The following is a 25,781-nucleotide window of genomic DNA, read 5'->3' as shown; positions in this document are numbered from 1 at the left end:
CAGTTGAACGCGGTGCGCCGGCCACCCGATCCGAGGATCGGGTGGCCGGCGCCCTGTCGCAGCTACCTACCGTCCGGTCGTTAGACCGCGCTGAACCGCCACTGCTGGTTGGTGGCGCTGTGGCAGCCCCACTGCAGCAGCCGGGCCCCGTCGGCCGTCGAGGCGCCGTTGACGTCCAGGCAGAGCCCGCTCAGCGCGCTCTTGACCGTGTAGATCCCGGCGGTGCCGGTCGCCGTCACGGTGAACTTCTGCTGGTTGGCGTTGGTGCAGGTGCTGTGTTGCAGGAAGGCACCCTGTGCGGTGGACCCGCCGGTGACGTCGAGGCACTTGCCGCTGTGCACCGCCTTGAGGTAGACGGCGCCGCCACCAGCGTCCACCGCCTGCCACTTCTGGTTGTTACCGCCGGTGGCCGCCCACTGCACGACCTGGGCGCCGTCGGCGGTGGAGTTGCCACTGACGTCCATCAGCTTGCCGCTGTGCTGCGCCGTGAGGGTCCAGGTGCGGCCGGCGATCCCTCCGCCGTCGGTGCCGGGGACCCCCACGCCGTTGCCACCGAAGGTGAACGCGTCGAGGTCGAACCAGTTGGACGAGCTGCCCTTGAACACCATGTAGAGCGTGTGCGTCCCGGACAGGGCCGCGACGCTCACCGCCGGCGTGGACTGGTAGTTGTCCCAGCCACCGGTGCTGGGCACCGTCGTGGTGGCCAGCAGCGTGCCGGTCGGCGAGTCGGCCCGCAGCTCGATGGAACCCCCACCGCTCGGTGACGACAGCCGGTAGCTGACGGTGCTGATGCCCGACAGGCTCATCGGGTTGAACGCCACCCAGTCGTTGTTGGAGATGTCACCGACGCGCTTGCCGCTCTCCGCGGCGGCCTGGTCGACGATCCGCACGCCGGACTGGCTGCTGAAGTACTCGGCCTGCTTGTGCTTGGGTTGCAGGATCGCCTGCGCGTAGCCGGTCAGCGGCGCCGCGCCACCCGAGCCACCGTTGTCGGTGTAGCGGGCGTTGAGCACGTAGTACAGGTTCGCGCCCTCGGGGTGCCCACCGAGCAGGTCGGTGGAGATGGTGCCCGAACAGCCCGGGTACTCGGTGGTCTCGTGCGCGTGGTCGTCGTGACCGAGTGCCGGGTTGACGAACACCTTGGTGCAGTCGATGGCCGCGCCGCCGGGGTCGGAGACACTGACCGTGTACGAGACCTTGTCGCCGAAGTTCAGCATGCCGCCGTTGGGCGGCACCGTGATGGTGACGACCGGGGCGGTGTTGCCGACGGTGATCTGCACATTGGCGAAGCCGGTCTTGCCGGTGTTGTCGGTGACCTTCAGCTGCGCGGTGTAGTTGCCGTTGGTGGTGTAGGTGTGTGCCGGGTTGGCTGCCGTGGACGTGCCGCCGTCACCGAAGGTCCACTGGTAGCTGAGGGTGTTACCGGCGTCCGGGTCCGCCGTGCCGGCGCTGCTGAACTGGACGGTCAGCGGGGCGCTACCGCTGGTGGGCGTGCCGACGGCCTTCGCGATCGGTGAGCGTCCACCCTGGATGTAGTCGATGCGGTAGAGCCCGGAGTCGTTGTTGCCGCCGCCGAAGTTGGAGCCCCACTCCAGCAGGTACAGCGAGCCGTCCGGGCCGAACTCCATGTCCATCGGCTTGTTGAAGTTGCCGCCGGGCATGAACGAGTTGGTCCGGGTGACCGCCGTCGACGAGTCGAAGTGCGTCTCCTTGATGTAGTTGCGCGACCACTCGTAGAAGAAGTGCACGCCGTCGTAGTAGGCCGGGAACTTCGTCGCCGACGGGTTCGCCGCGTTGTAGCGGTAGACCGGCCCACCCATCGGCGCCGACCCGCCGGAGCCCAGTTCCGGGAAGGTCGTCGAGGCGGGATAGCCGTACCACATGTTGGGCGCGACGATCGGCTTGAGGTTGACCAGGCCGGTGTTGTTGGGCGAGTTGTTGACCGGGGCGTTGCAGTTGAACTTCGCCCCGACGACGCCGGTGTCCGGGTTGAACGGCGCGTACGGCTGGTTGTCGCCGTGGCAGAAGGGCCAGCCGTAGTTGCCGGCGGCCTTGATCACGTTGAGCTCGACGAGCCCCTCGGGGCCCCGGTTCGTCGTCGGCGGGTTGCGGTCGGGGCCGTAGTCGGCCAGGTAGACCCAGCCGGTGGACGGGTCGATCGAGAAGCGGAACGGGTTGCGGAAGCCCATGGCGTAGACCTCGGGTCGGGTCTGCGCCGTGCCCTGGGGGTAGAGGTTGCCCGTCGGGATGGTGTAGCCACCGCTGGCCGACGGCCGGATGCGCAGCAGCTTGCCGCGCAGGTCGTTGGTGTTGCCGGCGGATCGGGCGGCGTCCAGGTTGGCCTTGCCCGACCGCCAGTCCAGCGGGGCGTAGCCCTGCCAGTTGGGGTCGAGGTTGGGCGGGGTGTCGTCGCCGGTGCCGATGTAGAGGTTGCCGTCCGGGCCGAACTCGATGTAGCCGCCGGTGTGGCCGGGCTCGGCGAAGGTCCGGTCGCGGGTCGCCGGGATGTCGATGATCCGGGCCTCGCTGGCCAGGTTCAGGGTGTCGCCGGTGAGCGTGTAGCGGGAGACCCGGTTGACGTCGGTCGTGCTGCTCGCCGGCGAATGGTAGACGTACACGTACCCGTTGCTGGCGAATGCCGGATCCAGCGCGACGCCGGTGAGGCCGTCCTCACCGCCGGTGTAGACGCTCAGCGTGGCGGCGGTGACGGTGCTGTTCGTGCTCGGCTTGAAGAGCTTGACCTGTCCGCCGCGCTGGACGTAGAGCACGCGGCCGTCGGGCAGCACCGCCAGCGCCATCGGGTCGGCGGTGTTGTCGTCCAGGGTGCGCTTCTCGAAGTTGCTCCAGACGGTGCCGCCGCAGTCCCCGGGCTGGTTGCCGGCGGCCCACTTGACGCCACCGAGGACGTGGTTGCGGAAGTTCGTCTCGCTGTACGACTCGATCGCGTGGCCCATCGCGGTGGCCCACACCCGGCCGCCACCGGCGTTGCGACACCACGAGATCGGGTGGTCCGGGCCCATGGCCCGGGAGCCCGGGTTGTACGTGCGCTCGTCGGCGGTCACCAGGACGTGCACGTTGCCACGCGGGTTGGAGTCGAAGTTGTACCACTCCTCGCTGCGGTTCCAGCGGTCCGGCAGGCCGACCGTCGACGGGTGCTGCTTGTCGGCGACGATGGCGGTGCCGGGGAGCACGCCGGGGGAGTGCTCGGGCATGTGGGCGCCGCCGTTGAGGGTCTGGTCCCACCAGGGGTACTCACCCTCGATGCCCATGTCCAGGGCGTTGTGGATGCCCACGATGCCCTTGCCGCTGGCCAGGTAACCCTCCACGGCCTGGCGCTGGGCTGCCGAGGTCCAGACCATGCCGGAGGTCTGGAACATGATGATGACGTCGAAGGTGGCGAGGTTGGCGGGCGTGAAGACACTCGCGTCCTCGGTCGCCACCAGCTCGAAGTTGTTCGCGGCCGCCTGCTGCTGGAACATGGAGATTCCGGCCGGGATCGAGTCGTGCCGGTAGCCGACGGTCTTGGTGAACAACAGGGCGCGGAAGGCCGGGGCGGCCGACGCCGGCGGGGCCAGGCCGAGGGCCAGTAACAGGCCGACGATCATTCCTATGATCATTGTGGGGCGACGCATGCCGTCTCCTAGGTCTGGGCGGGCAACTCCGTTTGCGCGCACGGGTCCGGCGCGCGTCAGGTTGTGCCTGGGCGCGCGTGGGCCACGAATGTGCTGGTCGCGGTCGTCGTGCCGTCCGCCGAAACGGCAGTCAGCCCCGCAGGACGTCACACAGCGTGACGTGGGCTGTGTGTGCGTCCCTGGTCTGCGAGGTCAGGATGGGCTATCCACTGATAGGTGTCAATGTAACGTCGAGCGTCTGATGTTACCTCCGAGTAGGAGTGGTCGGGTCTGAGCCGCCTGAGCCGGCAGTCGAGCCGATCGAGTGCCGGGCCTGGCAGTCGCCGCAGATCGAGGATTGCGGACCCGCATCCAAACATCTATCTTCATACGTGTGATGTTTCCTCGATGTCAAGGAAATGTTTGCACCATAAAAACGCAAGTTCTGCAGCAGCCTGCGAAAGTACGTCGCTCAGCGCATCGAACGGCCTACCGGCCGCTGTGCCGACCTCGTCGATGACTACTATCTGTAAGGGCTATCGGGATGTCAGACCCACCACCGGCACCGCTGCTGGCCCTGCGGGGCATCGGCAAGTCCTTCCTCGGCGTGCGCGTCCTCGACGGTGTCGACCTCGACGTGGCGCCGGGCGAGGTGCATGCGGTCGTCGGTGAGAACGGCGCCGGAAAGTCGACGCTCATGAAGATCATTTCGGGTGGGTACGCCCCGGACGAGGGCACCGTGGAGTTCGCCGGCGAGCCGCGCGCGTTCCACGGCCCCCGCGACGCGCAGCGGGCCGGCGTCGGCATCATCCACCAGGAGTTCAACCTCCTGCCCGAGCGCACCGTCGCGGAGAACGTCTATCTGGGCCACGAGCCGGTCCGGCGCGGGCTGGTCGACCGCCGCGAGATGCTCGACCGCACCCGGCGCCTGCTCGCCTCGATCGGGGAGACCGCGCTGCCAGCCGACTCCCGGGTGGGGCGCCTCGGCGTCGCTCAGCAACAGGTCGTCGAGATCGCCAAGGCGCTCGCCCTGGACGCGCGGCTGCTCATCATGGACGAGCCGACCGCGGCGCTTGCAGACCAGGAGGTCGAGCTGCTCTACGGTCTGGTCCGTCGGCTCCAGGAACGCGGCATCGGCCTGCTGTACGTCTCGCACCGGCTCACCGAGGTCTTCGACCTGTCCAGCCGGATCACGGTCCTCAAGGACGGCCGCCGGGTGACCACCGTGGACACCGCGCGGACCAGCACGGACGAGCTGGTGCGGCACATGGTCGGCCGCGAGCTGTCCAACTACTACCCGCCGCGGGCCGACCCCGGCGATCGCGGGCCGGTGCGACTCACCGTCCGCGGCGGGGGCAACCGGAAGCTGCGGGGGGTGGACCTCGAGTTGCGCTCCGGCGAGGTGCTCGGCGTCGGCGGCCTGCAGGGTTCCGGACGATCGGCGCTGGCCCGTGCGCTCTTCGGGGTGGCCCCGTTCACGACCGGCGACGTCGAGCTCGACGGCGAGCCGGTGCGGCTGCGCTCGCCGCGTGCCGCGATGCGGGCGGGCATCGCGTACGTCACCGAGGACCGCAAGGGTGAGGGCATCGTGGCCCGGCAGTCGGTGCTGGACAACGCGCTGCTCGCCAGCCGGGCCGTGTTCGCCGCGAGGTCCGGTCGCGCCGCCCGGACCGCACGCGTGCGTGAGCTGCTTGACGCCGTGGAGGTCCGTGCCGCCGGTGACGACCAGGAGATCCGCTTCCTCTCCGGCGGCAACCAGCAGAAGGTCGTCCTGGCCCGATGGCTCGCGCTGACACCACGGATCCTGCTCTTCGACGAGCCGACCCGGGGCATCGACGTGGGCGCGAAGTCGGCCATCCATGATCTCGTCCGCCGCCTCGCGACTGACGGCGCGGCCGTCCTGATGATCTCGTCGGAGTTACCGGAGCTGCTCGGCATGAGCGACCGGATCGTCGTCCTGCGGGACGGCCGGATCGCGGGCGAGCTGCCCGCCGGCGCGACCGAGGAGGACGTCGTCGCCCTCGCGGTCGGCGCCGTCCGGGAGGCCGCCGCGTGAGCGCGAGGAGTGAGCCGGGTGTGCGAGCCCCGCAGTCGCGAATGGAGGCGGCCCGATGAGCGCGAGGAGTGAGCCGGGTTTGCGAGCCCCGCAGTCGCGAATGGAGATCGCTCTGTGACCGCCCTGTCGCTTCGTCCGGCTCGACGTGCCGTACCGGGCGTGTTCGTGGCCCTGGCCCTCACCCTGGTCATCGGCTGGCTGGTCGTCATGCTCGATGGCGGCCAGCTCTTCAACCAGTCGACGACGGTGAGTCTGCTGCACGTCGCGGCCGGCCTCGGGCTCGTCGCCGTCGGGCAGACCCTGGTCATCCTCGGCGGTTCGCTCGACCTCTCGGTGGCGTTCGTGATCAGCCTGAGCACCCTCGTGGCGGCCGAGGCGATGAACGGCAGCGACGGCGCGTTGCTCCCGGCGATCGGGCTGGCGCTCGCGGTCAGCGCCGCCGTCGGGCTGCTCAACGGTGTGCTCGTCACCAAGCTGCGGATCAACGCGTTCATCGCGACCCTCGGCGTCGGGTTGCTGCTCAAGGGCTATCTCGACAACGGCTATGACGGCCCGGCCGGCGAGAGCTCCCCGGCTCTCGTGCGGACTCTCGGGTACCAGCGGATCGGGCCGGTCCCGGTGTCCTTCCTGCTGCTGCTCGCTGTGACCGCGGTGGCGTGGTTCGCGCTGGCGCGTTCCCGCTTCGGCCACCACCTCATCGCCGTCGGCGGCGATCCGGAGGTCGCCCGGCTCTCCGGCGTCCGCAACGACCGGGTCCTCATCACCGCCCACGTGCTGTGCTCCCTCTGCGCCGGCCTGGCCGGCGTCTACCTGGCCAGCCGACTCGGCTCCGGCGCCCCACGGGTGGGCACCGAGGGGCTCTACGACCTGGAGTCGATCGCCGCGGTGGTCCTCGGCGGCACCGCCCTCGCGGGCGGGCGCGGGGGAGTGCTCGGCACGGTCGGCGGCGTGCTGCTGCTCGCCAGCATCGACGCGGTGTTCAACCAACTCGAGGTCGACGCGTTCTTCAAGCAGGTGATCCGCGGCGTGATCATCATCGCCGCGGTCGCCGTCTACGCCCGACGGGCCATGCGAAAGGCGGGGTCCTGACCATGCGGGTCGCCGAACGTCGTCCGCTGCCGCTGCGGATCCGCACCGACGGGATCGCGCCGATCGTCGCGCTCCTGGCGGTTCTGCTGATCCTCGTCGCGTTCGTCCAGCCCGACTTCCTCGCGCCGTCGTCGCTGATGTCGTTCCTCGGGCGCTCCGCGCCGATCATCCTGCTCGCCGCCGGTCAGTACTTCGTGATCGTCTGCGGAGAGTTCGACCTCTCGGTCGGCTCCCTGGTCACGGCGCAGGTCGTCGTCGCCGCCCGGCTCATCGACAGCGATCCGTCGCGCACCTGGCCGGTGGTCCTGCTGCTGCTCGCCGGCGGCGCGCTCGTCGGGCTGGTCAACGGTCTGGTCACGACGGTGCTGCGGGTGCCGTCCTTCATCACCACCCTCGGCATGTTCCTGATCCTCGTCGGCGCCGTGTACCTGTGGTCCGACGGCGCTCCGAAGGGCGGGCTCTCCGAGGAGTTCCGCCGCTTCGGCCGACGGTCCATCGAGGACGTGCCGCTGCTGGGCCGGATCCCGTACGCGCTGCTCGTCCTGGTGGTCGTCGCCGCGATCGCCGTCGTGCTGACGCGCTCCGACTTCGGTCGTACGCTGGTCGCCGTCGGCGACAATCCGCGCACCGCCGAGCTGAGCGGCGTACGGGTCGCGCGCACCAAGACGATCGCGTTCATGCTCAGCGGCCTCGCGGCGGCGGTCGCGGCGATCCTCCTGGGCGGGTACAGCGGTGTGTCGTTCCAGGCCGGCGTCGGGCTGGAGTTCGGCGCGATCACCGCGGTCGTGCTGGGTGGGGTCGCCCTCGGCGGCGGCCGCGGCTCGGTCGTCGGGGCGATGCTCGGTGCCCTGACCCTCGAGACGCTCTTCGCGCTGATGAACTTCACCGGCGTCTCCGGTGCCCTCAGATCGACCGTCCAGGGCGTGATCATCCTGCTCGCCGTGGCGGTCTCGTCCCTGCGTTCCTCCTCCTCCAGATAAAGGTGATTCGATGAGACGAACCATGACCGCTCTGGCCGCGGCGAGTGTCCTGGTGCTCGCGGGATGCGCCACCGACGAGCCGACGGCGTCACCCTCGGGCACCGCCTCCGCGGCGGCCGGGTCGGGGACCGGGGAGCAGTCCAAGTTCTTCGTGCAGGCCGACTACGACAATGAGCTGGCCCTGCTCGACGCCGCCCCGACGGGCCCGGCCGACAAGCCGTGGGAGCAGGTGCTCAACCCGAAGATGGTGGACACCGCGAAGTTCAAGAAGCCCGGCAAGCACAAGATCTGCTTCTCCAACGCGGCGCTGAACAACCCCTGGCGGCAGGTCGGCTTCAAGACCATGCAGGCCGAGGTCGAGGCGCAGCGGAGCCGGATCAGCGAGTTCGTGCACATCGACGCCGAGGGCAAGGACCAGAAGCAGATCGCCGACATCAACGACCTGCTCGGCAAGAAGTGCGACGCCCTCATCGTCTCGCCGAACACCACCGCCACCCTCACCCCGGCCGTCGAGGCCGCCTGCCAGGCGGGCCTTCCGGTGGTCGTCTTCGACCGGGGGGTCAACACCACCTGCCCGGTGACCTTCATCAACCCGGTGGGCGGCTACGGCTTCGGCCACGTGGGCGCGGAGTTCGTCAGCCAGAAGATGAAGCCCGGCGGCAAGCTGCTGGCCCTGCGCATCCTGCCCGGCGTCGACGTGCTGGAGACCCGCTGGTCCGCCGCGAAGATCGCGCTGGACAAGGCGAAGGTCGACGTCGTCGGCGTGGAGTTCACCGACGGCGACCCCGCCAAGACCAAGAAGATCGTGAACGACTACATCCAGCGGTACGGCACGATCGACGGGGTCTGGATGGACGCCGGAGCGGTAGCCGTGGCGGCGGTCGAGGCGTTCCAGGACGCTGGCAAACCCGTACCGCCGATGAACGGCGAGGACCAGCTCGACTTCCTGAAGCTGTGGAAGGACAAGAAGCTCACCGCCATCGCGCCGACCTACCCGACGTACCAGTGGCGGACGCCGATCATCGCCGCGCTGAGCATTCTCGACGGAACCCAGGTCTCCAACCCGTGGAAGCTGCCGCAGCCCACGATCACCCAGGACAACCTGGACCGGTACCTCGACGCGAGCATGCCGCCGCTGCACTACGCGATGTGCGGCTGCCGCGACCTGCCCGGCTACCCCCAGCGCTGGAAGTAGGTTCGCGGTGTACGCCATCGGCGTCAACCCCTGGGTGTGGGCCTCGCCGGTCGACGACGAGGCCCTCGCCCGGCTGATCCCGCGGATCGCCTCCTTCGGGTTCGACGCGGTCGAACTGCCGATCGAGCAGCCCGGCGACTGGGATCCGGTCCGCACGCGGGACCTGCTGGCCGCGCACGGCCTCGTCGCGGCCGGGGTCTGCGCGGTGACCCCGCCCGGGCGGGACCTGGTGGATGCCACGCCGGCCGTCGTCGAGTCGACCGTCGGGTACCTCATGGGGTGTGTGGCGAGCGCGGCGGCGGTCGGCGCGCCCTGTGTCGGCGGCCCGGTGTACGCGGCGGTCGGCCGCACCTGGCGGATGTCGGCGGCGGCCCGGGCGGCCTGCTACGCCGACTTCCGGCGGGCTCTCGCGCCGGTCGCCGACCGGGCCGGCGAGTGCGGCGTGAGCATCGGCGTCGAGGCGCTGAACCGCTACGAGACGAGCGTGGTCAACACCGTCGAGCAGACGATCGAGCTGATCGACGGCCTGCCCCCGAGCGTCGGCATCATGATCGACACGTATCACATGAACATCGAGGAGGCCGACCCCTACGCCGCCCTCGCGCTGGCCGGTCCGCACATCAAGCACGTCCAGGTCAGCGGCACCGACCGGGGCGCGCCCGGCGCGGATCACTTTGACTGGCCCCGCTTCTTCTCCGTCCTGCGGGACACCGGTTACCGGGGCGCGGTCTGCATCGAGTCGTTCACGGCAGACAACGCGACAATCGCCACCGCGGCGTCGATCTGGCGGCCCCTGGCCCCCTCCCAGGACCGCCTCGCCGTCGACGGCCTGCACCACCTACGGAAGGTCGTCGCCTGACCTGGCGTCGGCACGCCCACGTTGTTAGCGCTAACCACCACCCGCCACCCTCCGAACCCGCCTCGTCGAGGCGTCCCCCACCCCCACCACCACAGGAGACCGTCCCGTGTCCCTCTCATCCATCTCCGTGGCGCGCAGGCTCTTCGCCGGCGCCGCCACGGCGGCACTGACCGCTCTGGTCGCCGTGACCGCCTCGGCCACACCGGCCTCCGCGGCGACCACCACCCTCTACGCGTCCCCGTCCGGCAGCGGCAGCACCTGCTCCGCCAGCCAGCCGTGTTCGCTGGCCGGCGCGCAGGCAGCGGTACGGACGCTCAACAGCTCGATGTCCGGCGACATCGTCGTGGAACTGGCCGACGGCGTGTACCGGCTGACCTCGCCGATGCGGCTGACCGCCGCCGACTCCGGCACCAACGGCTACCAGGTGATCTGGCGGGCGGCGGCCTCGGCCCGCCCGACGATCAGCGGCGCGCGGGCGGTCACCGGGTGGTCGCTCGTCGACTCCGGAAAGAACATCTGGCGGGCCAGCGTCCCCGCCGGGCTCGACAGCCGCCAGCTCTACGTCAACGGCGCCGTCGCCACCCGGGCGCGGACGGCCGTGAACCGCGCCGACTTCACCTTCACCACGTCGGGCATGCGGTTCAGCAACAGCGCGCTGAACTACCTCAACAACCTCGGCAACCAGAACCGGGTCGAGGTGGAGAGCGTCGGCTCGTTCACCGACCGGTACTCGCCGGTGCAGAGCATCAGCGGCAACTTCCTGACCATGCAGCAGCCGGCCTGGAACAACAACACGTTCGGCTTCGACACCCTGTCCCGCCCGCACCGGGCCGGCCCGTTCTACCTGGCCAACGCGTACGAGTTCCTCGACTCGCCGGGCGAGTGGTATCTCAACCCCGGCAGTGGCCAGCTCAACTACATCCCGCTGGCCGGGCAGAGCATGAGCTCCGTCAGCGTGGAACTGCCGCAGCTGCAGTCCCTGGTCAACGTCGGCGGCACCTACGACGCGCCCGCGCACCACATCTCGTTCAGCGGTATCACCTTCACCGGCACCAGCTGGCTCGGCCCGAGCAGCAGCAACGGTTTCGCCGACCAGCAGACCGGCGCGCACATCGTCGGCACCTGGGCCCGCCCGTCCGACGCGTTGACCTCCTGCCAGGAGGGTTGCCCGCTGTTCGAGGCCACCCGCCCGAGCTGGGCCCAGATGCCGGCCGCCGTGCAGGTCTCGGCCGCCAACACCATCGCCTTCAGCGACTCCCAGTTCGTCAACCTGGGGCAGACGGCCATCGGTATCGGCAATGACGCCAACGCCCACGCCAGCGGCGTCGGCCTGGGCGCCAGCAACATCACTGTCACCCGTTCCGAGATCGCCCGCAACTCGGCCGGCGGCATCGTGGTCGGCGGCGTGCGCGCCGACGCCCACCACCCCGGCGACCAGCGGATGGTCAACCGGAACATCACCATCAGCAACAACCGGGTGCACGACCTCGGCCTGGAGTACCGCGGCGTGGTCTCGATCCTGACCACCTACGTGAACACCGCGCTGGTCTCGCACAACGAGGTCTACAACATGCCGTACACCGGCCTCTCGGTCGGGTACGGCTGGGGCGCCAACGACGCCGGCGGCAGCAACCACTACGCCAACCGGGGTCTCTACAACTACCAGCCCCGCTACTCCACGGCGACCACCGCCGCCAACAACCAGGTCATCGGCAACTACATCCACGACGTGATGCAGCAGATGACCGACGGCGGCTGCATCTACACGCTGTCGGCGAACCAGGGCGGGACCATCAACGAGAACTACTGCCTGCGGACCAACGGCTGGTTCGGGCTCTACTTCGACGAGGGCTCGCGCTACTACACCGCCCGCAACAACGTGTTCTCCTCCACCGGCACCTGGGCCACCGCCAACTACTACTACGCCGAGAACATGGGCAACTTCACGGTCACCAACAACTGGTCGACCAACGGCAGCACGAACGTGACCAACGGCGACCGCGGCAACGTCGTCAACGGCAACGTCACGGTCTCGAACGGCAGCTGGCCGTCCGGCGCGCAGACGGTGATCAACGCTGCCGGCGTGCAGAGCGGCGGCAGCACCAACCCGCAGAACGTGCAGCTCGTCGGCGTCCAGTCGGGTCGCTGCGCCGAGATCGGCAACTCCAGCACCACCAACGGGACGCAGGCCCAGCTCTGGGACTGCATCAGCGGCGCCGCCAACCAGCGGTGGACCCACACCGCGAGCCGGCAGCTCATGGTGTACGGCACCAAGTGCCTGGACGCTTCGGGTCAGGGCACCACCAACGGCACCGCCGTGGTGATCTGGGACTGCAACGGCCAGGCCAACCAGCAGTGGAACGTCAACGCCAACGGCACGATCACCGGCGCGCAGTCGGGTCTGTGCCTGGACGCCAACGGCGCCGGGACGGCGAACGGCACGAAGCTCATCCTCTGGGCGTGCAACGGCGGCACCAACCAGCAGTGGCAGCTGCGTAGCTGACATCTGGTTCGCCCCGGCCGGCCGCACCCCGGCCGGGGCGCCCCGGCAGCAGGCCGCCGGCAGATCGGGGCCCGCCATTTGCTGCCGGTCATCGACCAGCAGAAGTGTTAACGCTAACCCAAAACAGGTATCGCCCGCCCCCGCGGGCGTACCCCAGCATGGGAGTGAATTCATGGAAACCAACGGTGCGCTTCATCCCGCCGCTCCACCGAAGCGTCGCTGGCGGTCGGGGCTGGCCGCGGTGGCGGCGACCCTGCTCGCCGCCGGCGCCCTCGTCGGGGTGAACGCGGCGCCCGCGGCGGCGGCGACGGTGGACACCAACGCCTGGTACGTCCTGGTCAACCGCACCAGCGGCAAGGCGTTGGACGTGTATGGCCAGGCCACCAACGACGGCGCGCGGATCACCCAGTGGACGCGCAACAACGGCAGCAACCAGCAGTGGCAGTTCGTGGATTCCGGCGGCGGTTTCTACCGGTTGAAGTCGCGCCTCTCCGGCAAGGTCCTCGACGTCAGCGGCGCGTCGACCGCCGACGGGGCGGCGATCGTGCAGTGGACCGACAACAACGCGGCCAACCAACAGTTCCGGCTGGCCGACTCCGACGCCGGAAACGTCCGGTTGATCGGTCGGCAGAGCGGCAAGGCCGTGGAGGTCCAGGGCGCCTCGACCGCCGATGGCGCCAACGTCGTTCAGTACGCCGACCTCAACGGCGCCAACCAGCAGTGGCAGCTGGCCAGGGTGTCGGGTGACACCGGGACCGGTGGAGGATGCGGCAAGAGCCCCACGCTGGCCAACGGCACCCACACGATCCAGAGCAACGGCAAGAGCCGCAGCTTCATCCTGCGGCTTCCCGCCACCTACTCCAGCAGCACCCGCTATCGGTTGATCTTCGCGTTCCACTGGCGGGGCGGCACCGCGGCCGAGGTCAACTCGGGCGGCACGAGTGGGACGCCGTGGTCCTACTACGGGCAGCAGGAGCAGTCGAACAACACGGCGATCCTCGTCGCGCCGCAGGGCCTCGGCAACGGCTGGGCCAACTCCGGCGGCGAGGACATCACCTTCGTCGACGACATGATCCGGTTGATCGAGGGCGACCTCTGCGTCAACACGGCGCAGCGTTTCGCGCTCGGTTTCAGCTACGGCGGTGGCATGAGCTACGCGCTGGCGTGTGCGCGGGCGAACGTGTTCCGGGCGGTGGCGGTGTTCAGCGGCGCCCAGCTCAGCGGGTGCAGCGGCGGCACCCAGCCCATCGCGTACTTCGGTCTGCACGGCATCACCGACTCGGTGCTTCCCATCTCCTCGGGGCGGTCGTTGCGGGACACGTTCGTCCGCACCAACGGCTGCGCCGCGCAGAGCCCGCGGGAGCCGGCCTCGGGCAGCCGTACGCACATCACCACCGCCTACTCCGGGTGCCGGGCCGGATATCCGGTGCAGTGGGCGGCGTTCGACAACGGCCACATGCCGGGGCCGGTGGACGGCACGTACGCCGAGAGCGGCATCACGACCTGGACCAAGGGCGAGGTGTGGCGGTTCTTCGCGCAGTTCTAGCGGTCCCGCTCGGCGACCGCGACACTGTCGCGTCGACGCCTGGACGTCGACGGGCGGCACGTCGAAACATGGAAGTAGTTGAATTCGACGAAACGGCTCCGTAATATGGCCGGCGTCTGCTGTTAACGCTAACAGTGGGCGCGTAGACATTCATGATGCCCGCCTCATCCGGGCGGCTGTCCCTGAAGGACGGCATCACGAAAGGATGCTCCCGCATGAAGCGAATCGTCCGAGCCCGGCACTGGGGGCGGGCAGCGGCGGCCGGGCTGCTCCTGGCCGCCGTCCTCGTGGGCCTGCGCGCCCCGGTGGCCCAGGCACTGGAGAACGGCGTCGCCCGGACACCCCCGATGGGGTGGAACAGTTGGAACTCGTTCGGTTGCAACATCAACGAGGGGCTGATCCGGCAGACGGCCGATGCGATGGTCAGCAACGGCATGCGCGATCTGGGCTACCAGTACGTCGTGGTCGACGACTGCTGGTTCAACCCGAACCGCGACAGCTCCGGCAACCTGCAGGGCGACCCGACCCGCTTCCCCGGCGGCATGAAGGCGCTCGGCGACTACCTGCACGCCCGAGGGCTGAAGTTCGGCCTCTACCAGGTGCCGGTCGACAAGACCTGCGCCCAGTACTTCAACAGCTACCCGGGCGCGACCGGCAGTCAGGGCCACGAGGCACAGGACGCCCGGCAGTTCGCCGCCTGGGGCGTCGACTACCTCAAGTACGACTGGTGCTCCCCGAACGGCAGCATCAACGAGCAGGTCACCACGTTCGCGAAGATGCGTGACGCGCTGGCCGCGACCGGCCGGCCGATCGTCTACAGCATCAACCCCAACAGCATCCACGCCAAGACCGGTCCGCAGCGCAACTGGGGCGACGTGGCGAACATCTGGCGGACCACCGAGGACATCACCAACGCGTGGGACACCGGGCAGACCAACGGCTACCCGATGGGCATCCAGAACATCATCAACGTCAACGTCCCCCTGGCGCCCTACGCGCGACCGGGTGCGTTCACCGACCCGGACATGATGGAGGTCGGCCGGGGCGGCATGAACGACACCGAGATGCGCAGCCACTTCGCGATGTGGGCCGTCATGGCGTCGCCGCTGATCGCCGGCAACGACGTGCGCAGCATGAACTCCGCGACGCAGACCATCCTCAAGAACGGCAACCTGATCGCCATTAACCAGGACTCCCTCGGGTTGCAGGCCAGCCAGGTCTCGTTCGACGGCACCCGCCGCGTGCTCGCCAAGCGGCTGGCCAACGGTGACGTCGCCGTCGCCCTGTTCAACCAGGGCGGCTCGACGACGACGATCTCCACCACGGCCGCCGCGGTCGGCAAGTCCGGCAGCTCGTTCACCCTGGTGGACGCCTGGAGCAACGCCACCACCACCAGCACCGGCAGCATCTCCGCCAGCGTCCCGGCGCACGGCACTGTGGTGTACCGGGTCAGCGGCGGCGGCACCAGCACCCCGCCGCCGACCACGCCCCCGCCCGCGACCACCTCCTTCGCGCTGGCCAGCGTCGCCTCGGGCCGCTGCCTGGACATCCCGCAGAGCAACACCACCAATGGCACCCAGCCGGTGATCTGGGACTGCAACGGGGCCGCCAACCAGCGCTGGACGGCCAACGGGCAGACCCTCCAGTCGCTCGGCAAGTGCCTGGACGCGCCCACCAACGCCACGGCGGGCAGCAAGGTCCAGATCTGGGACTGCAACGGCGGGGCCAACCAGCGGTGGACCCTCAACGCGAACGGCACGATCAGCGGGGCGCAGTCCGGCCTGTGCCTCGACGTCAACAACAACGGGACCGCCAACGGCACCACGGTGCTCCTCTGGTCCTGCACCGGGGCCGCCAACCAACGCTGGACCCAGCGCTGACGGCAGTACCGACAGGTCCGGGCCGGGGCGGAGTCGCCCCGGCCCGGACCTGCGTCGTCGCGGTCCTGCGGCCGGTCGCTGACCGTCCGCCGGCGACCGGGTCGGGCGTGGTCGCGGTGGGCCCGCGAATCAGGTCGCGGCGACCGTCCCCGCCGCCTGGATGGTCAGCCCGGTCGACGCGTCGTAGCGCACCGGAATGGGGTCGGTGAGTTCACCGACGAACGACCCGTCGACGTGGTCGAGGAAGCCGATGAGCGACCAGTCGTCGGCCGGTCCGGGGACCAGCCGGGGCGCGTACAGGTGCGGGTGGGTGACCGGCCGGGCGGCCGCGATGTCCCACGGCCCGCGGACGCTCCGCCCGGTCGCAACCCAGATCCGGTGGTCGTCGCGTCGGGCGCTGGCGGTCGCGTCGGTGGAGAACAGCAGCAGGGGCTGCCCGTCGACGACCGCGACCTGGGGCACCTCCAGGTGACCGAACCCCGCCGGCGTCGACAGCGGCGGTCGGACGGTCCAGGTGAGCAGGTCGGGGGAGGTGGCGTGGCCGACGACGCCCCGCGTGTCCGCCGTTCCCGTGTTGGCGCGTGCCGTGATGAGCATGTGCCAGCCGTCGCCGTCCGGGTCGGGAAACACCCAGGGGTCGCGCCACGCCTGCTCGTACCACAGGTCGGTGTCGAGCAGTTCGTACCACGTCGGGTCGGCCTGCACGACCGGACCGGAACCGTGACGATGCCAGGTGATCAGGTCGTCGGAGACGGCCAGACCGATCCGTTGGACGAGCCCGTCCTCGGCGCGGGAGACCCCGGTGTAGTAGAGGTACCACCGCCCGTCCGGGCCGCGGACGGTGCACCCGGTCCAGGTCGCGAGGTCGTCCCAGGCCGGCGCGTCGGCGGGGACCACGGCGTCGGCGACCAGACGCCACGTGTGCAGGTCCGTCGAGACGGCGTGGCCGATCGAGGCGCGGCGGTGGCGGCGGTGCGGGTCGTGCAGGGCGCGGGACGCGCGCAGGAAGAACACGTGCCAGAGGCCGTTGTCGTCCCGCGCGTACCAGCTGTCCCACACCCAGTGGTCGGCTAGACGAAGCATGGCCGGAAACGTAGCACTAAACCGGTTTAGCTGACGAAGGCGTCGACCCCGCCGACGTCGTAGGGCGCTCGGGTCAGCCGGCGGGGGGCGCGAGGGACCGGCGTCGGCGCAGCGGCATCGCGACGAGTGACGGCTCGGCGGCGCCACCGTCGAGGAGCAGCTCGACCGCGCGCCGCCCCATCTGCTCGTGGGGCAGCGCCGTGGTGGCCAGGCTGGGGCGCAGCCAGGCGGCGATCGGGTCGTCGTCGAACGAGATCACCGAGATGTCGTCCGGGACGCTCAGGCCCGCCTCGCCGAGCGCCTGGTAGGCGCCGAAGGCCAGCCGGTCGTTCATGCAGATGACCGCGCTGGGTCGCGACGGCCTGCTCAGGAGCCCGCGCATGGCGGCGTAGCCGTGCTCGGGCAGCCACTCGGTGCAGAAGCACTCCGCGAGGAGGCTGACGCCCGCGTCGCCCAGCGCCTGCTGGATGCCGCGCAGGCGGGCCCGGGCGGCGAGGGAGACCTCCGGGTCGCCCTCCTTGAGCCGGTTGCGGCCGATCAGCGCGATGGCGTCGCGGTGGCCGTGCTCCAACAGGGCTGTGGCGACGGAGCGACCGGCCCGGTCGTCGTCGGGAAGGACGCAGGGCAGGCCGTCGGCGCTGGTGGCGTTGAGCAGCACCACCGGGCCGCCGAGGATGGCCGGGGGCACCGTCAGTCGCCGGGTGGCCATGGCGGCGTAGATCACTCCGTCGACCTGTCGGTCGAGCATGGCCTCGATGGCGTACTGCTCGAACGTGGCGTCACCCTGCGTCTCGGTGATGAGCAGCACGTGGTCACGCTCGCGGGCCGCGTCGAGCGCGCCGCGGATGAGACCGCCGGCGAAGCGGGTGGTGGCGACGATGTCGGAGACGAACGCGATGGTCGCGGTCTTGCGGGTACGCAGGCTGCGCGCCGCGAGGTTGGGACGGTAGCCCAGCTCCTCGGCGGCGGCGAACACGCGCTGGTGTGCCTCGGCCGAGAGCCGCGTGCCCTCCCTGCCGTTGAGCACCATCGACGCGGCGGTCTTGGACAGCCCGGCTCGCCGCGCGACGTCGGCCAGGGTTGCTCTGTTGCGGCCCATCAGTCCTCCGAATCAGGCGCGGTGCCACGGGCCCCGCTCCTGCCCATCATGATGCGTCGGCGCCCGGACTCTGGCCCCGGTCGGGTCGGGCGTCGTGTGAAGTCGATGTTTCCGGACCGTTGCCAGGTTGTCCTTGACAGCCTCCCGTGTCACGCGCATGCTCTGCTAAATCAGTTTAGCGACCACTTTTGGCGCGTCTGGAGACGTCGTCGGCCGCCGTGCTGAGGGTCAACGGTGGCCGGAACGTCTGCTGCGGCCGGGCGACCGCCACGACGTACCTGTCGTGGCTGTTCAGCCGGTCCCGGTGGTCCCGGTGGAGCCGTCGCGCGGCCCTGGGTCGCGGGACGCGCGGAGGAATCTAGGAGTCATAAAATGGCAGAATTGCTGACGAAAATCCCGCGACGCAGAGCGGTCATCCTCGCGCCGTTGCTGGTGATCGGGCTCGCCGCGACGGCGTGCAGCGCTCCGGGAGCCGACCGGTCGTCGACCGCCGGGCCCGACGCCGCCGTCAAGACCGACCTGGGCACCGCGCCGATCAAGCTGGAGATGTACGCGGAGACCGGCTTCCCGCTGGCCAAGGCGCTCGCCGACGAGTTCACCAAGCAGCACCCGAACGTCACGTTCGCCATCCGCGAGGACCAGTTCACGGTGATCGTGGAGAACGCGCCGCGCGTCATGGCCTCGGACAACGCGCCCGACATCATCCGGCTGCCCACGATGGTCGACCTGGTGAAGGACGACCTGCTCAAGAACCTCGACCCGTACGTCAGCGCGTACGGCTGGGACAAGTTCCCGGCCTCGCAGCTCATGCAGTTGCGCGTCGGCGACAACACCCGGGGCACCGGCTCGCTCTACGGCATGGGGCTCGGCTACAGCGTCACCGGCGTCTTCTACAACAAGAAGCTGGCCAGCCAGGTCGGCATGACCCAGCCGCCGGCCACGGTCGCCGAGTTCGAGCAGCTGCTGGCGAAGGCGAAGACCAGCGGGGTCCAGCCGATCATGCAGTTCAACAAGAACACCGCGGGAATCAACTTCCCGCACCAGGCGCTGCAGAACCAGTTCGGTGACCCGGCCCAGGTCGCCGACTGGATCTTCCAGAAGCCGGGGGCCACCTTCGACACCCCGGCCGCGTTGAAGGCCACCCAGACCATCCAGAAGTGGGCCCAGGCCGGCTACTTCCCGAAGGACGCCAACGCTCTGGACTACGCGGGCATGGTGGGGCAGTTCCAGAAGGGCAACGGCCTGTTCATGTTCAACGGCGACTGGGAGTCGGCCAACCTGGACAAGGCGATGCCCGGCAACGTGGGCTTCTTCCTGTTCCCGGCCGAGACCGCCGGTGGCAAGCACGTCGCGATGTCCGCCCCCAACACCTTCGGCGTCTCCGCGAAGGCCAAGAACCCGGACACCGCCGCGTACTTCCTGAACTGGGTCCACACCAACGCCAAGGCGCGGGAGATCGCCGTGACGGTCGGCGGTTCCAGCCCGGGCGGCCCGAGCGACCTGCCGGTGCCGGCCGCCGCCCCGAACACGGTGCTGGCCGAGACCCTCAAGGCGGCGCAGCAGCTCGGGGCCGAGAACGGCGCGGTGGACTTCACCGCCAACGCGACCGGCGGCATCTTCGCCGCCGCGATCACGCCGGAGATGCAGAAGCTGGTCGCCGGCCAGCAGACGCCCGAGGGATACGTGAAGGCGGTCCAGGCCGAGTACGCGAAGGAACTGTCCCGATGACGTCTGCCCTCGGCAGCGCACCAACCGGGCGGGACGACCAGGTGTCGCCGACGGGTCGTCCCGCCCGTTCCACGTCCACGCGGGCCCACCGACGCCGGTGGGCCCGCGCGGCCGGGACCGGCTGGTTGTACGTCCTGCCCGCCCTGCTGATGTACGCGGTCTTCGTCCTGCGCCCCCTCGCCCTGACCGTCCAGTACTCGTTCTACGACTGGAACGGGATCGGCGTCGCCCGCTGGGCGGGCCTGGACAACTACGTCACCGTGTTCACCGACAGCGACCTGCTGAAGATCATCTCCAACGCGATCATCCTGATCGTCTTCTTCAGCTTCATCCCGGTCGCGCTCGGGCTGCTGGTGGCGAGCATGGTCCGCCGGATCACCACCGGCGCGTTCGGGACGGTCGTCCGGACGATCCTGTTCCTGCCACAGGTCATCCCACTCGTCGCGGCCGGCATCGCGTGGAGTTGGCTGCTCTCGACCAACGGGCTGGTCAACCAGGTGTTGCGCGCGCTCGGGTTGGGTGGCCTCGCCCGCGCGTGGCTCGGCGACTTCGACACGGCGCTGCCCGCCGTCGGGGTGATCGGCGCCTGGGTCCTGCTCGGTCTCTGCACGATTCTGCTGGTCACCGGCATGAGCAAGATCGACCCGGCGCTCTACGAGGCCGCCCGGCTGGACGGCGCGGGGCCGGTCCGTGAGTTCCTCGCGGTGACCCTGCCCAGCCTGCGCCAGGAGATCGGGGTCTGCCTCACCGTCACGATCATCGCCGCCCTGGCGAGCTTCGACATCGTCTACATCTCCACCAGCGGAGGCCCGGGTCTGCAGACCACCGTTCCCGGCCTGGAGATTTACCGCCTCGCCTTCTCGCAGCGTCAGGTCGGACTGGCCTCGGCGCTCGCCGTCGTGCTCATGCTGCTGGTGCTGGCGTTCGTGCTGCCGATCCAGCGACTGACCCGCAAGGAGAAGCCGTGAATTTGAGCCGACGTGAGCAGGTGACCGGGCGAGTCTTCCTGATCGCCCTGATCCTCGTCACCCTGCTGCCGTTCGTGAGCATGCTCTCGGCCGCCCTGCAACCGCGCGGCACCGTACCCGACGGGCTGGCCTGGCCGTCCGACCCGCAGTGGGGAAACTTCGCCGACGCGTTCACCGCCGCCAACATGGGCGCGCTGCTGCGCTCCAGTCTGCTCATCGTGGCCGGCGTCGTACCGGTGTCGGTCCTCATCGCCACCATGGCCGGCTTCGGGCTGGGCCAGTTGCGGGTGCCCGGCGGCCGGCTCGTCTTCGGCCTGCTGCTGCTCGGACTCACCCTGCCGTTCGAGGCCGTGGTCACCCCGCTCTACTACCAGATGCAGGACCTCGGGCTCCTCAACACCCGGTGGGCCATCATCCTGCCGCTGATCGGCCTCTACATGCCCTTCGCGGTGTTCTGGATGCGTGCCCACTTCGCCAACGTGCCGGTCGAGTTGTCCGAGGCCGCCCGGGTGGACGGCAGCAGCACCTGGCAGCTGTTCTGGCGGGTCCAGGTGCCGCTCGCCCGACCGGCCATCGCGTCGCTGACGATCCTGATGTTCCTGTGGACGTGGAACCAGTTCCTGCTCGCGATCGTCCTCGTCGACGACGCCACCAAACGCACGATGGCCGGGGCGCTCGGCGCTTTCCAGGGCCAGTGGGGCACCGACCTGGTGCTGCTGTGCGCTGGTTCGCTGCTGATCCTCACCCCTACCCTCATCGTGTTCCTGATCTTCCAGCGACAGTTCATCAAGGCCCTGATCCAGGGCTCACTGAAGGGATAGGCAGTGGCCACGCAGATCCACGGCGACGTCGACGAACGCTACGGGCGCGTCGCCGACGCGTTCCGCGACAACTTCACCTCCCGGGGCGAGGTCGGCGCCGCGGTCACCCTCTACGTGCGGGGCCGCAAGGTCGTCGACCTGTACGGCGGGCTGGCCGACACCCGCACCGGACGGCCCTGGACGGCGCACACGCCGGCCGTCGTCTTCTCCTGCACCAAGGGAATCCTGGCGATCTGCGCGTACCTGCTGGCGCAGCAGGGGCGGCTGGACCTCGACGCGCCCGTGACGCGCTACTGGCCGGAGTTCGGTCAGCACGGCAAGGCGGACATCCCCGTACGCTGGCTGCTCACCCACCAGGCCGGCCTGCCGGCCCTGGACCGGCCCCTGACCCTCGACGAGGTGCTCGCCTGGGACCCGGTCGTCGCGGCGATCGAGGCGCAGACGCCGCTGTGGCAGCCGGGCACCGCGCACAGCTACCACTCGATGACCTACGGGTGGCTCGTCGGCGAGGTCATCCACCGCGTCACCGGCCAGCTTCCCGGCGCGTACTTCCACGACACCCTCGCGCGGCCGCTGGGACTGCGGACCTGGCTCGGGCTCCCCGCCAGCGAGCGCGACACCGTCGCCTGGGATCTCGCGCCACCGCCGGACGCCGATCCCTTCGTCGACCCGGTCGCCGAACGGGGCATCACCATGGGTGGCGCGTTCGCCTTCCCCGCCGACGCCGACGGTCTGGTCAGCTTCAACGACCCCGCCATCCAGGCCGCCGGCGTCCCGGGCGCGGGCGCGGTGAGCACCGCGGACGGCCTGGCGCGGCTCTACGCGGCCTGCGTGTCCGACCTGCGGGGTGGCCCCCTGCTCACCGGGGCGTCGGTGGACGACGCGGTCGTCGTCCGCTCCCAGGGTCAGCAGCGACACGGCCCGCCCGACACCGGCCAGCGCTGGGGCGGCGGCTTTCTGCTGCACTCTCCGCCGGCGCGGCCGCTGCTCGGGGAGCGCAGCTTCGGCCACGACGGCGCCGGAGGAAACCTCGCCTTCGCCGACGCGCACCACGAGGTGGGGTTCGGCTACGTGGTCAACCAGATGTACTCCGCGGGCGACGAGCGCGCCAACCGGTTGACCGCTGCCGTCCGCTCCAGCCTGGACGCCTGAGCCGGCCGGCTGCGGTGTGAGTCGGCGCCGCACGGGGTAGGCAGGACGTCGACGGCGGCCACGCAGCGAGATGCCGCCACGATCCGACGGGGTGACCGACTGTGCGCGACTCCCACCTGCCGGCGGGTGCCGGCCGACACGGACGTCGGCGATGACCGAGCCGCCGGTGGATCCCGCGCAGGCGCTGGCCGAGTTGAGCCGGATCAAACTCGACGAGATCAGCCTCGACGACATGCTGCGCCGGGTGGCCACGCTGGCCAACCGGAGCGTTCCCGGCGCCAGGGAGGTCTCGGTCACCCTGGTCCGGGATCGCGCGGGTTGGACCGCCGCGTTCACCGGCGATCTGGCCCGCGAGCTGGACGAGCGGCAGTACGAGCAGAATCGGGGCCCGTGCCTGGACGCCTCCGCCAGCGGCGACACCATCTCCCTGCCGGACATGACCGTCGAGCAGCGCTGGCCGCAGTGGGCACAGCGGGCGCGTGAAGTCGGCGTGGGCAGTTCGTTGTCGATCGGGCTGCCGATCCAGGAGTCGGTGGTGGGGGCGCTCAACGTCTACGGCGGCACGGCGAACGCCTTCGATCCGCCGGCGATCGCGGTCGCGGAACACTTCGCCGCGTACGCGGCGGTGGCGCTGGCCAACGCCCACCTGTACGACAGCGCCGCCACCCTGGCCGAGCAGTTGCGGGAGGCGATGCGCAGTCGGGCGGTGATCGAGCAGGCCAAGGGGATCATCATGGGGGAGCGGCGGTGCACGCCGGACGAGGCGTTCGCGTTGCTGTCGAAGATTTCCCAGGACACCAACCGCAAGGTGCGTGACGTCGCGGAGGCCCTGGTTGCCAGGGTGGTCCAGAGGACTCGGGTGTGAGCAGGCGCCGACCTGCGCCGGACGTCCGTCGCGGTCACCGCCTGGGCCCCGCCGTGGGTGCACCTCGCGCTGCTGCTCCTGCTTCTTGGCGTACGGGCGGTGGCGCGGCGACGTCGACGACGCCTGGCCGGCCCGCTGGCGCTGGCCCGGGAGCAGGACGGCCAGGCGTCCGTACGCCGTCCATCTGATCTTCTGGTAGTACGGCACCCCCGGGGCGCGCGGCACGTCCGCGACGCCCCGGGGGTGCCGGGGTGGTGAGCTGAGAGGGGACGGATCAGCTCGCGGTGCAGGTGGGGGTGCCGGACGGGCTGGCACCGGTGCCCTGGAAGCCGAACTCGGTGCTGGCTCCCGCGCCGACCTGGCCGTTGTAGTCGACGTTGCGGAAGTCCACGATGCCCGACGAGCCGCTGGCCTGCGCGCTCCAGGTGTTGGTGACTGCGGTGCCCGAGGGCAGCGTGATCCGGACCGTCCAACCCCGCAGGGCCGTCGAACCGGCGGTGACCTTGACGGTGGCGACGAAGCCGCCGTTCCAGGAGTTCAGCGACACCGAGGCCGAGCATCCGGCACCGGTCGGCGGCGGGGTCGTGGGCGGCGGGGTCGTGGGCGGCGGAGTGGTCGGCGGCGGGGTGGTGGGCGGCGGGGTCGTGGGCGGCGGGGTGGTCGGGGTGGGGGTTCCGCCGGAGTTCAGGGCATTGAGGACCGAGGTGTACGCCGCCTTCTTGTTGCCCGAGCGGTCGAACAGCAGAGGGTTGTCGTTGCCGCGCCACGAGTCGCTGTCCCGGACACCCCACACCGTGATGCCGGTGCAGCGGGGAATGGCCAGGCAGGCCCGCGTGACCTGGGCGTAGGCGTTGGCCTGGTTGGAGCCCTGGGTGATGTCCAACTCGGTGATCTGCACGTCGACGCCGAGGTCGGCGAAGCGCTGCAGGTTGGCCTGGTAGTCACTGGGCACCGAGGTGCCCAGGTGGGACTGGAAGCCGACGCAGTCGATCGGCACGCCGCGGGACTTGAAGTCGCGCACCATGTTGTAGATGCCGGTGGACTTCGCGTTGATGCCGTCGGTGTTGTAGTCGTTGTAGCAGAGCTTGGCGCCCGGGTCGGCGGCGCGGGCGGCGCGGAACGCGGCCTCGATCCAGTCGTTGCCGGTGCGCTGCAGGTTCGAGTCCCGTCGGCCGCCGCTGCCGCCGTCGGCGAAGGCCTCGTTCACCACGTCCCAGGCGTAGATCTTGCCGCGGTAGTGGGTGGCGACCTGGGTGACGTGGTTGATGGCGGCGTTGCGCAGCGCGGTGCCGGACATGCCCTGCGCCCAACCCGGCTGCTGCTGGTACCACAGCAGCGTGTGGCCGCGGACGATCATGCCGTGCGACTGGGCGTGGGCGACGATCTGGTCCCCGCCGCTGTAGCTGAACCGACCCTGCTGCGGCTCGGTGGCGTCCCACTTCATCTCGTTCTCGGGAGTGAGCTGGTTGAACTCCCGGTTCACGATGGTGGCGAACTGGCTGTCGGACAGCTTGAAGGCGGGTACCGCCGCACCGTAGTAACGGCCCTTCTCGGCCGCCGAGGCACCCAGAGTGGTGCCGGCGTTGGCGGCGGAGGTCACCGCCACCGTCGCGGCGACCGCCGCGAGGGTGGCCGCGAGCGGCATCAGCACCCGACGGCCCCGGAACCGGGGTCGCGGTGCGCGTTCGTCGGGGATCTTGTCCATGGTCCTGCCTTTCGAGGTGGTGGCGGCCGGAGTCGAGGGTCGCTGCCAGACCGGCGGTGGGCTGCCCGTGGGAAACCGCTCGGGGTGGATGTGGGCGGGCCCGGGGACGGTGCGACAGGTCGCCAACGGCGATGCCTGAGGGCGGACGTCATGACGGAGCGACCGCGTGCGCGGACGCGGGAACACGGCGTACGCCGGACAGGTGTGGCTCGGACAGGTCACCGACCGTCGACCGGGTCGCGGGACCCGATGCCCTTCGAGGTGCCGGTGACTCCGAGCGGGAGGGACGTGCCCTCGACTCCGTGGCGGAACATAGCATGTTATCGATAACATGCTCAAGGTGAGCGGTGGCCGGGCAGCGAGCATCTCCGGCGATGACGCCCGCGCGGCGAGTTCCAGGCGTTACCGCTAACACTGGCCTGATCCGACGGCGGGTCGATGGTGGACGAAGGGCGTTCGCCGCAGCCCTTTGCCAGCAACGCTTTTTTGGTCGGACGTATGGTGCGCGAAGCGTGCATAACGATGCCACAACATGCCTGTAAGACCTTGGCAACATGAGTGTGACCGTGGGAAGGTAACGCCTGATCGCAGGAAACATCCGATCTATCGCGCAGGCGCTGCGGGGAGGCCCGTGTGTGACG

At 69.9% G+C, this 25,781-nt stretch carries 17 protein-coding genes and 1 pseudogene; 14 read left to right on the top strand and 4 right to left on the bottom strand.

Annotated elements, in window-relative coordinates:
- Positions 1-80 precede the first annotated feature (80 nt).
- Complete coding sequence (locus ACFYPH_RS17600; RefSeq protein ID WP_387182878.1) at positions 81-3,605, bottom strand: ThuA domain-containing protein; 3,525 nt, start codon at positions 3,603-3,605, stop codon at positions 81-83.
- A 550-nt stretch (positions 3,606-4,155) separates the two neighbouring features.
- On the opposite strand from ACFYPH_RS17600, the gene ACFYPH_RS17595 reads away from it, so the two are divergent.
- From ACFYPH_RS17595 to ACFYPH_RS17560, 8 genes and pseudogenes are all read left to right on the top strand, one after another.
- Positions 4,156-5,667 (top strand): sugar ABC transporter ATP-binding protein, encoded by a 1,512-nt coding sequence (locus ACFYPH_RS17595; protein ID WP_387182875.1) that lies wholly within the window; start codon positions 4,156-4,158, stop codon positions 5,665-5,667.
- A 114-nt stretch (positions 5,668-5,781) separates the two neighbouring features.
- Complete coding sequence (locus ACFYPH_RS17590) at positions 5,782-6,756, top strand: ABC transporter permease (RefSeq protein ID WP_387182872.1); 975 nt, start codon at positions 5,782-5,784, stop codon at positions 6,754-6,756.
- A 2-nt stretch (positions 6,757-6,758) separates the two neighbouring features.
- Positions 6,759-7,736 (top strand): ABC transporter permease, encoded by a 978-nt coding sequence (locus ACFYPH_RS17585; protein WP_354857244.1) that lies wholly within the window; start codon positions 6,759-6,761, stop codon positions 7,734-7,736.
- Positions 7,737-7,746: 10 nt separating this feature from the next.
- On the top strand, positions 7,747-8,931 hold the full coding sequence (locus ACFYPH_RS17580) for a substrate-binding domain-containing protein (RefSeq protein WP_363938896.1): 1,185 nt from the start codon (positions 7,747-7,749) through the stop codon (positions 8,929-8,931).
- A gap of 7 nt (positions 8,932-8,938) precedes the next feature.
- Positions 8,939-9,790, top strand: coding sequence for a sugar phosphate isomerase/epimerase family protein (locus ACFYPH_RS17575; RefSeq protein ID WP_387182868.1), 852 nt, complete (start codon positions 8,939-8,941; stop codon positions 9,788-9,790).
- 106 nt (positions 9,791-9,896) lie between these two features.
- The gene (locus ACFYPH_RS17570; protein WP_387182865.1) at positions 9,897-12,293 is read left to right on the top strand and encodes an RICIN domain-containing protein; all 2,397 of its coding nucleotides are present in this window, start codon (positions 9,897-9,899) and stop codon (positions 12,291-12,293) included.
- Positions 12,294-12,465: 172 nt separating this feature from the next.
- Positions 12,466-13,836: pseudogene (locus tag ACFYPH_RS17565) on the top strand (RICIN domain-containing protein); the annotation flags it as partial.
- Positions 13,837-14,054: 218 nt separating this feature from the next.
- Complete coding sequence (locus tag ACFYPH_RS17560; RefSeq protein WP_387182862.1) at positions 14,055-15,719, top strand: glycoside hydrolase family 27 protein; 1,665 nt, start codon at positions 14,055-14,057, stop codon at positions 15,717-15,719.
- Positions 15,720-15,848: 129 nt separating this feature from the next.
- On the opposite strand, the gene ACFYPH_RS17555 is transcribed toward ACFYPH_RS17560, so the two are convergent.
- Both ACFYPH_RS17555 and ACFYPH_RS17550 read right to left on the bottom strand, forming a co-directional pair.
- Complete coding sequence (locus ACFYPH_RS17555; protein WP_387182859.1) at positions 15,849-16,949, bottom strand: family 43 glycosylhydrolase; 1,101 nt, start codon at positions 16,947-16,949, stop codon at positions 15,849-15,851.
- Positions 16,876-17,901 (bottom strand): LacI family DNA-binding transcriptional regulator, encoded by a 1,026-nt coding sequence (locus ACFYPH_RS17550; protein ID WP_355067467.1) that lies wholly within the window; start codon positions 17,899-17,901, stop codon positions 16,876-16,878. The genes ACFYPH_RS17555 and ACFYPH_RS17550 overlap by 74 nt, the downstream gene beginning before the upstream one ends.
- Positions 17,902-18,273: 372 nt before the next feature.
- Between ACFYPH_RS17550 and ACFYPH_RS17545 the strand changes: the two genes are divergently transcribed.
- From ACFYPH_RS17545 to ACFYPH_RS17520, 6 genes are all read left to right on the top strand, one after another.
- Positions 18,274-19,629 (top strand): ABC transporter substrate-binding protein, encoded by a 1,356-nt coding sequence (locus ACFYPH_RS17545; RefSeq protein ID WP_387182855.1) that lies wholly within the window; start codon positions 18,274-18,276, stop codon positions 19,627-19,629.
- On the top strand, positions 19,626-20,597 hold the full coding sequence (locus ACFYPH_RS17540) for a sugar ABC transporter permease (protein WP_354857226.1): 972 nt from the start codon (positions 19,626-19,628) through the stop codon (positions 20,595-20,597). Before ACFYPH_RS17545 ends, ACFYPH_RS17540 begins: the two co-directional genes overlap by 4 nt.
- Positions 20,594-21,418: a carbohydrate ABC transporter permease gene (locus tag ACFYPH_RS17535; RefSeq protein WP_387182852.1), complete on the top strand. Its 825-nt coding sequence runs from the start codon at positions 20,594-20,596 to the stop codon at positions 21,416-21,418. The genes ACFYPH_RS17540 and ACFYPH_RS17535 overlap by 4 nt, the downstream gene beginning before the upstream one ends.
- A gap of 3 nt (positions 21,419-21,421) precedes the next feature.
- A complete protein-coding gene (locus ACFYPH_RS17530) occupies positions 21,422-22,570 on the top strand; it encodes a serine hydrolase domain-containing protein (protein WP_387182850.1) in 1,149 nt (382 codons plus the stop codon).
- 151 nt (positions 22,571-22,721) lie between these two features.
- Positions 22,722-23,435, top strand: a complete 714-nt coding sequence (locus ACFYPH_RS17525; RefSeq protein ID WP_387182847.1) for a GAF and ANTAR domain-containing protein — start codon at positions 22,722-22,724, stop codon at positions 23,433-23,435.
- Positions 23,436-23,492: 57 nt separating this feature from the next.
- Positions 23,493-23,693 carry a hypothetical protein gene (locus tag ACFYPH_RS17520; RefSeq protein WP_387182844.1) on the top strand — a complete coding sequence of 67 codons (201 nt, stop codon included), beginning with the start codon at positions 23,493-23,495 and terminating at the stop codon, positions 23,691-23,693.
- A 16-nt stretch (positions 23,694-23,709) separates the two neighbouring features.
- Here ACFYPH_RS17520 and ACFYPH_RS17515 read toward each other — a convergent pair whose 3' ends face one another.
- The gene (locus ACFYPH_RS17515; RefSeq protein WP_387182841.1) at positions 23,710-25,140 is read right to left on the bottom strand and encodes an endo-1,4-beta-xylanase; all 1,431 of its coding nucleotides are present in this window, start codon (positions 25,138-25,140) and stop codon (positions 23,710-23,712) included.
- Between the last annotated feature and the right edge of the window lie 641 nt (positions 25,141-25,781).

This window comes from Micromonospora sp. NPDC005252 (assembly GCF_042872475.1).
Lineage (GTDB): Bacteria > Actinomycetota > Actinomycetes > Mycobacteriales > Micromonosporaceae > Micromonospora.
Note: the sequence above shows the minus strand (reverse complement) of the source record. Positions and strands in the feature narration are given on the sequence as shown.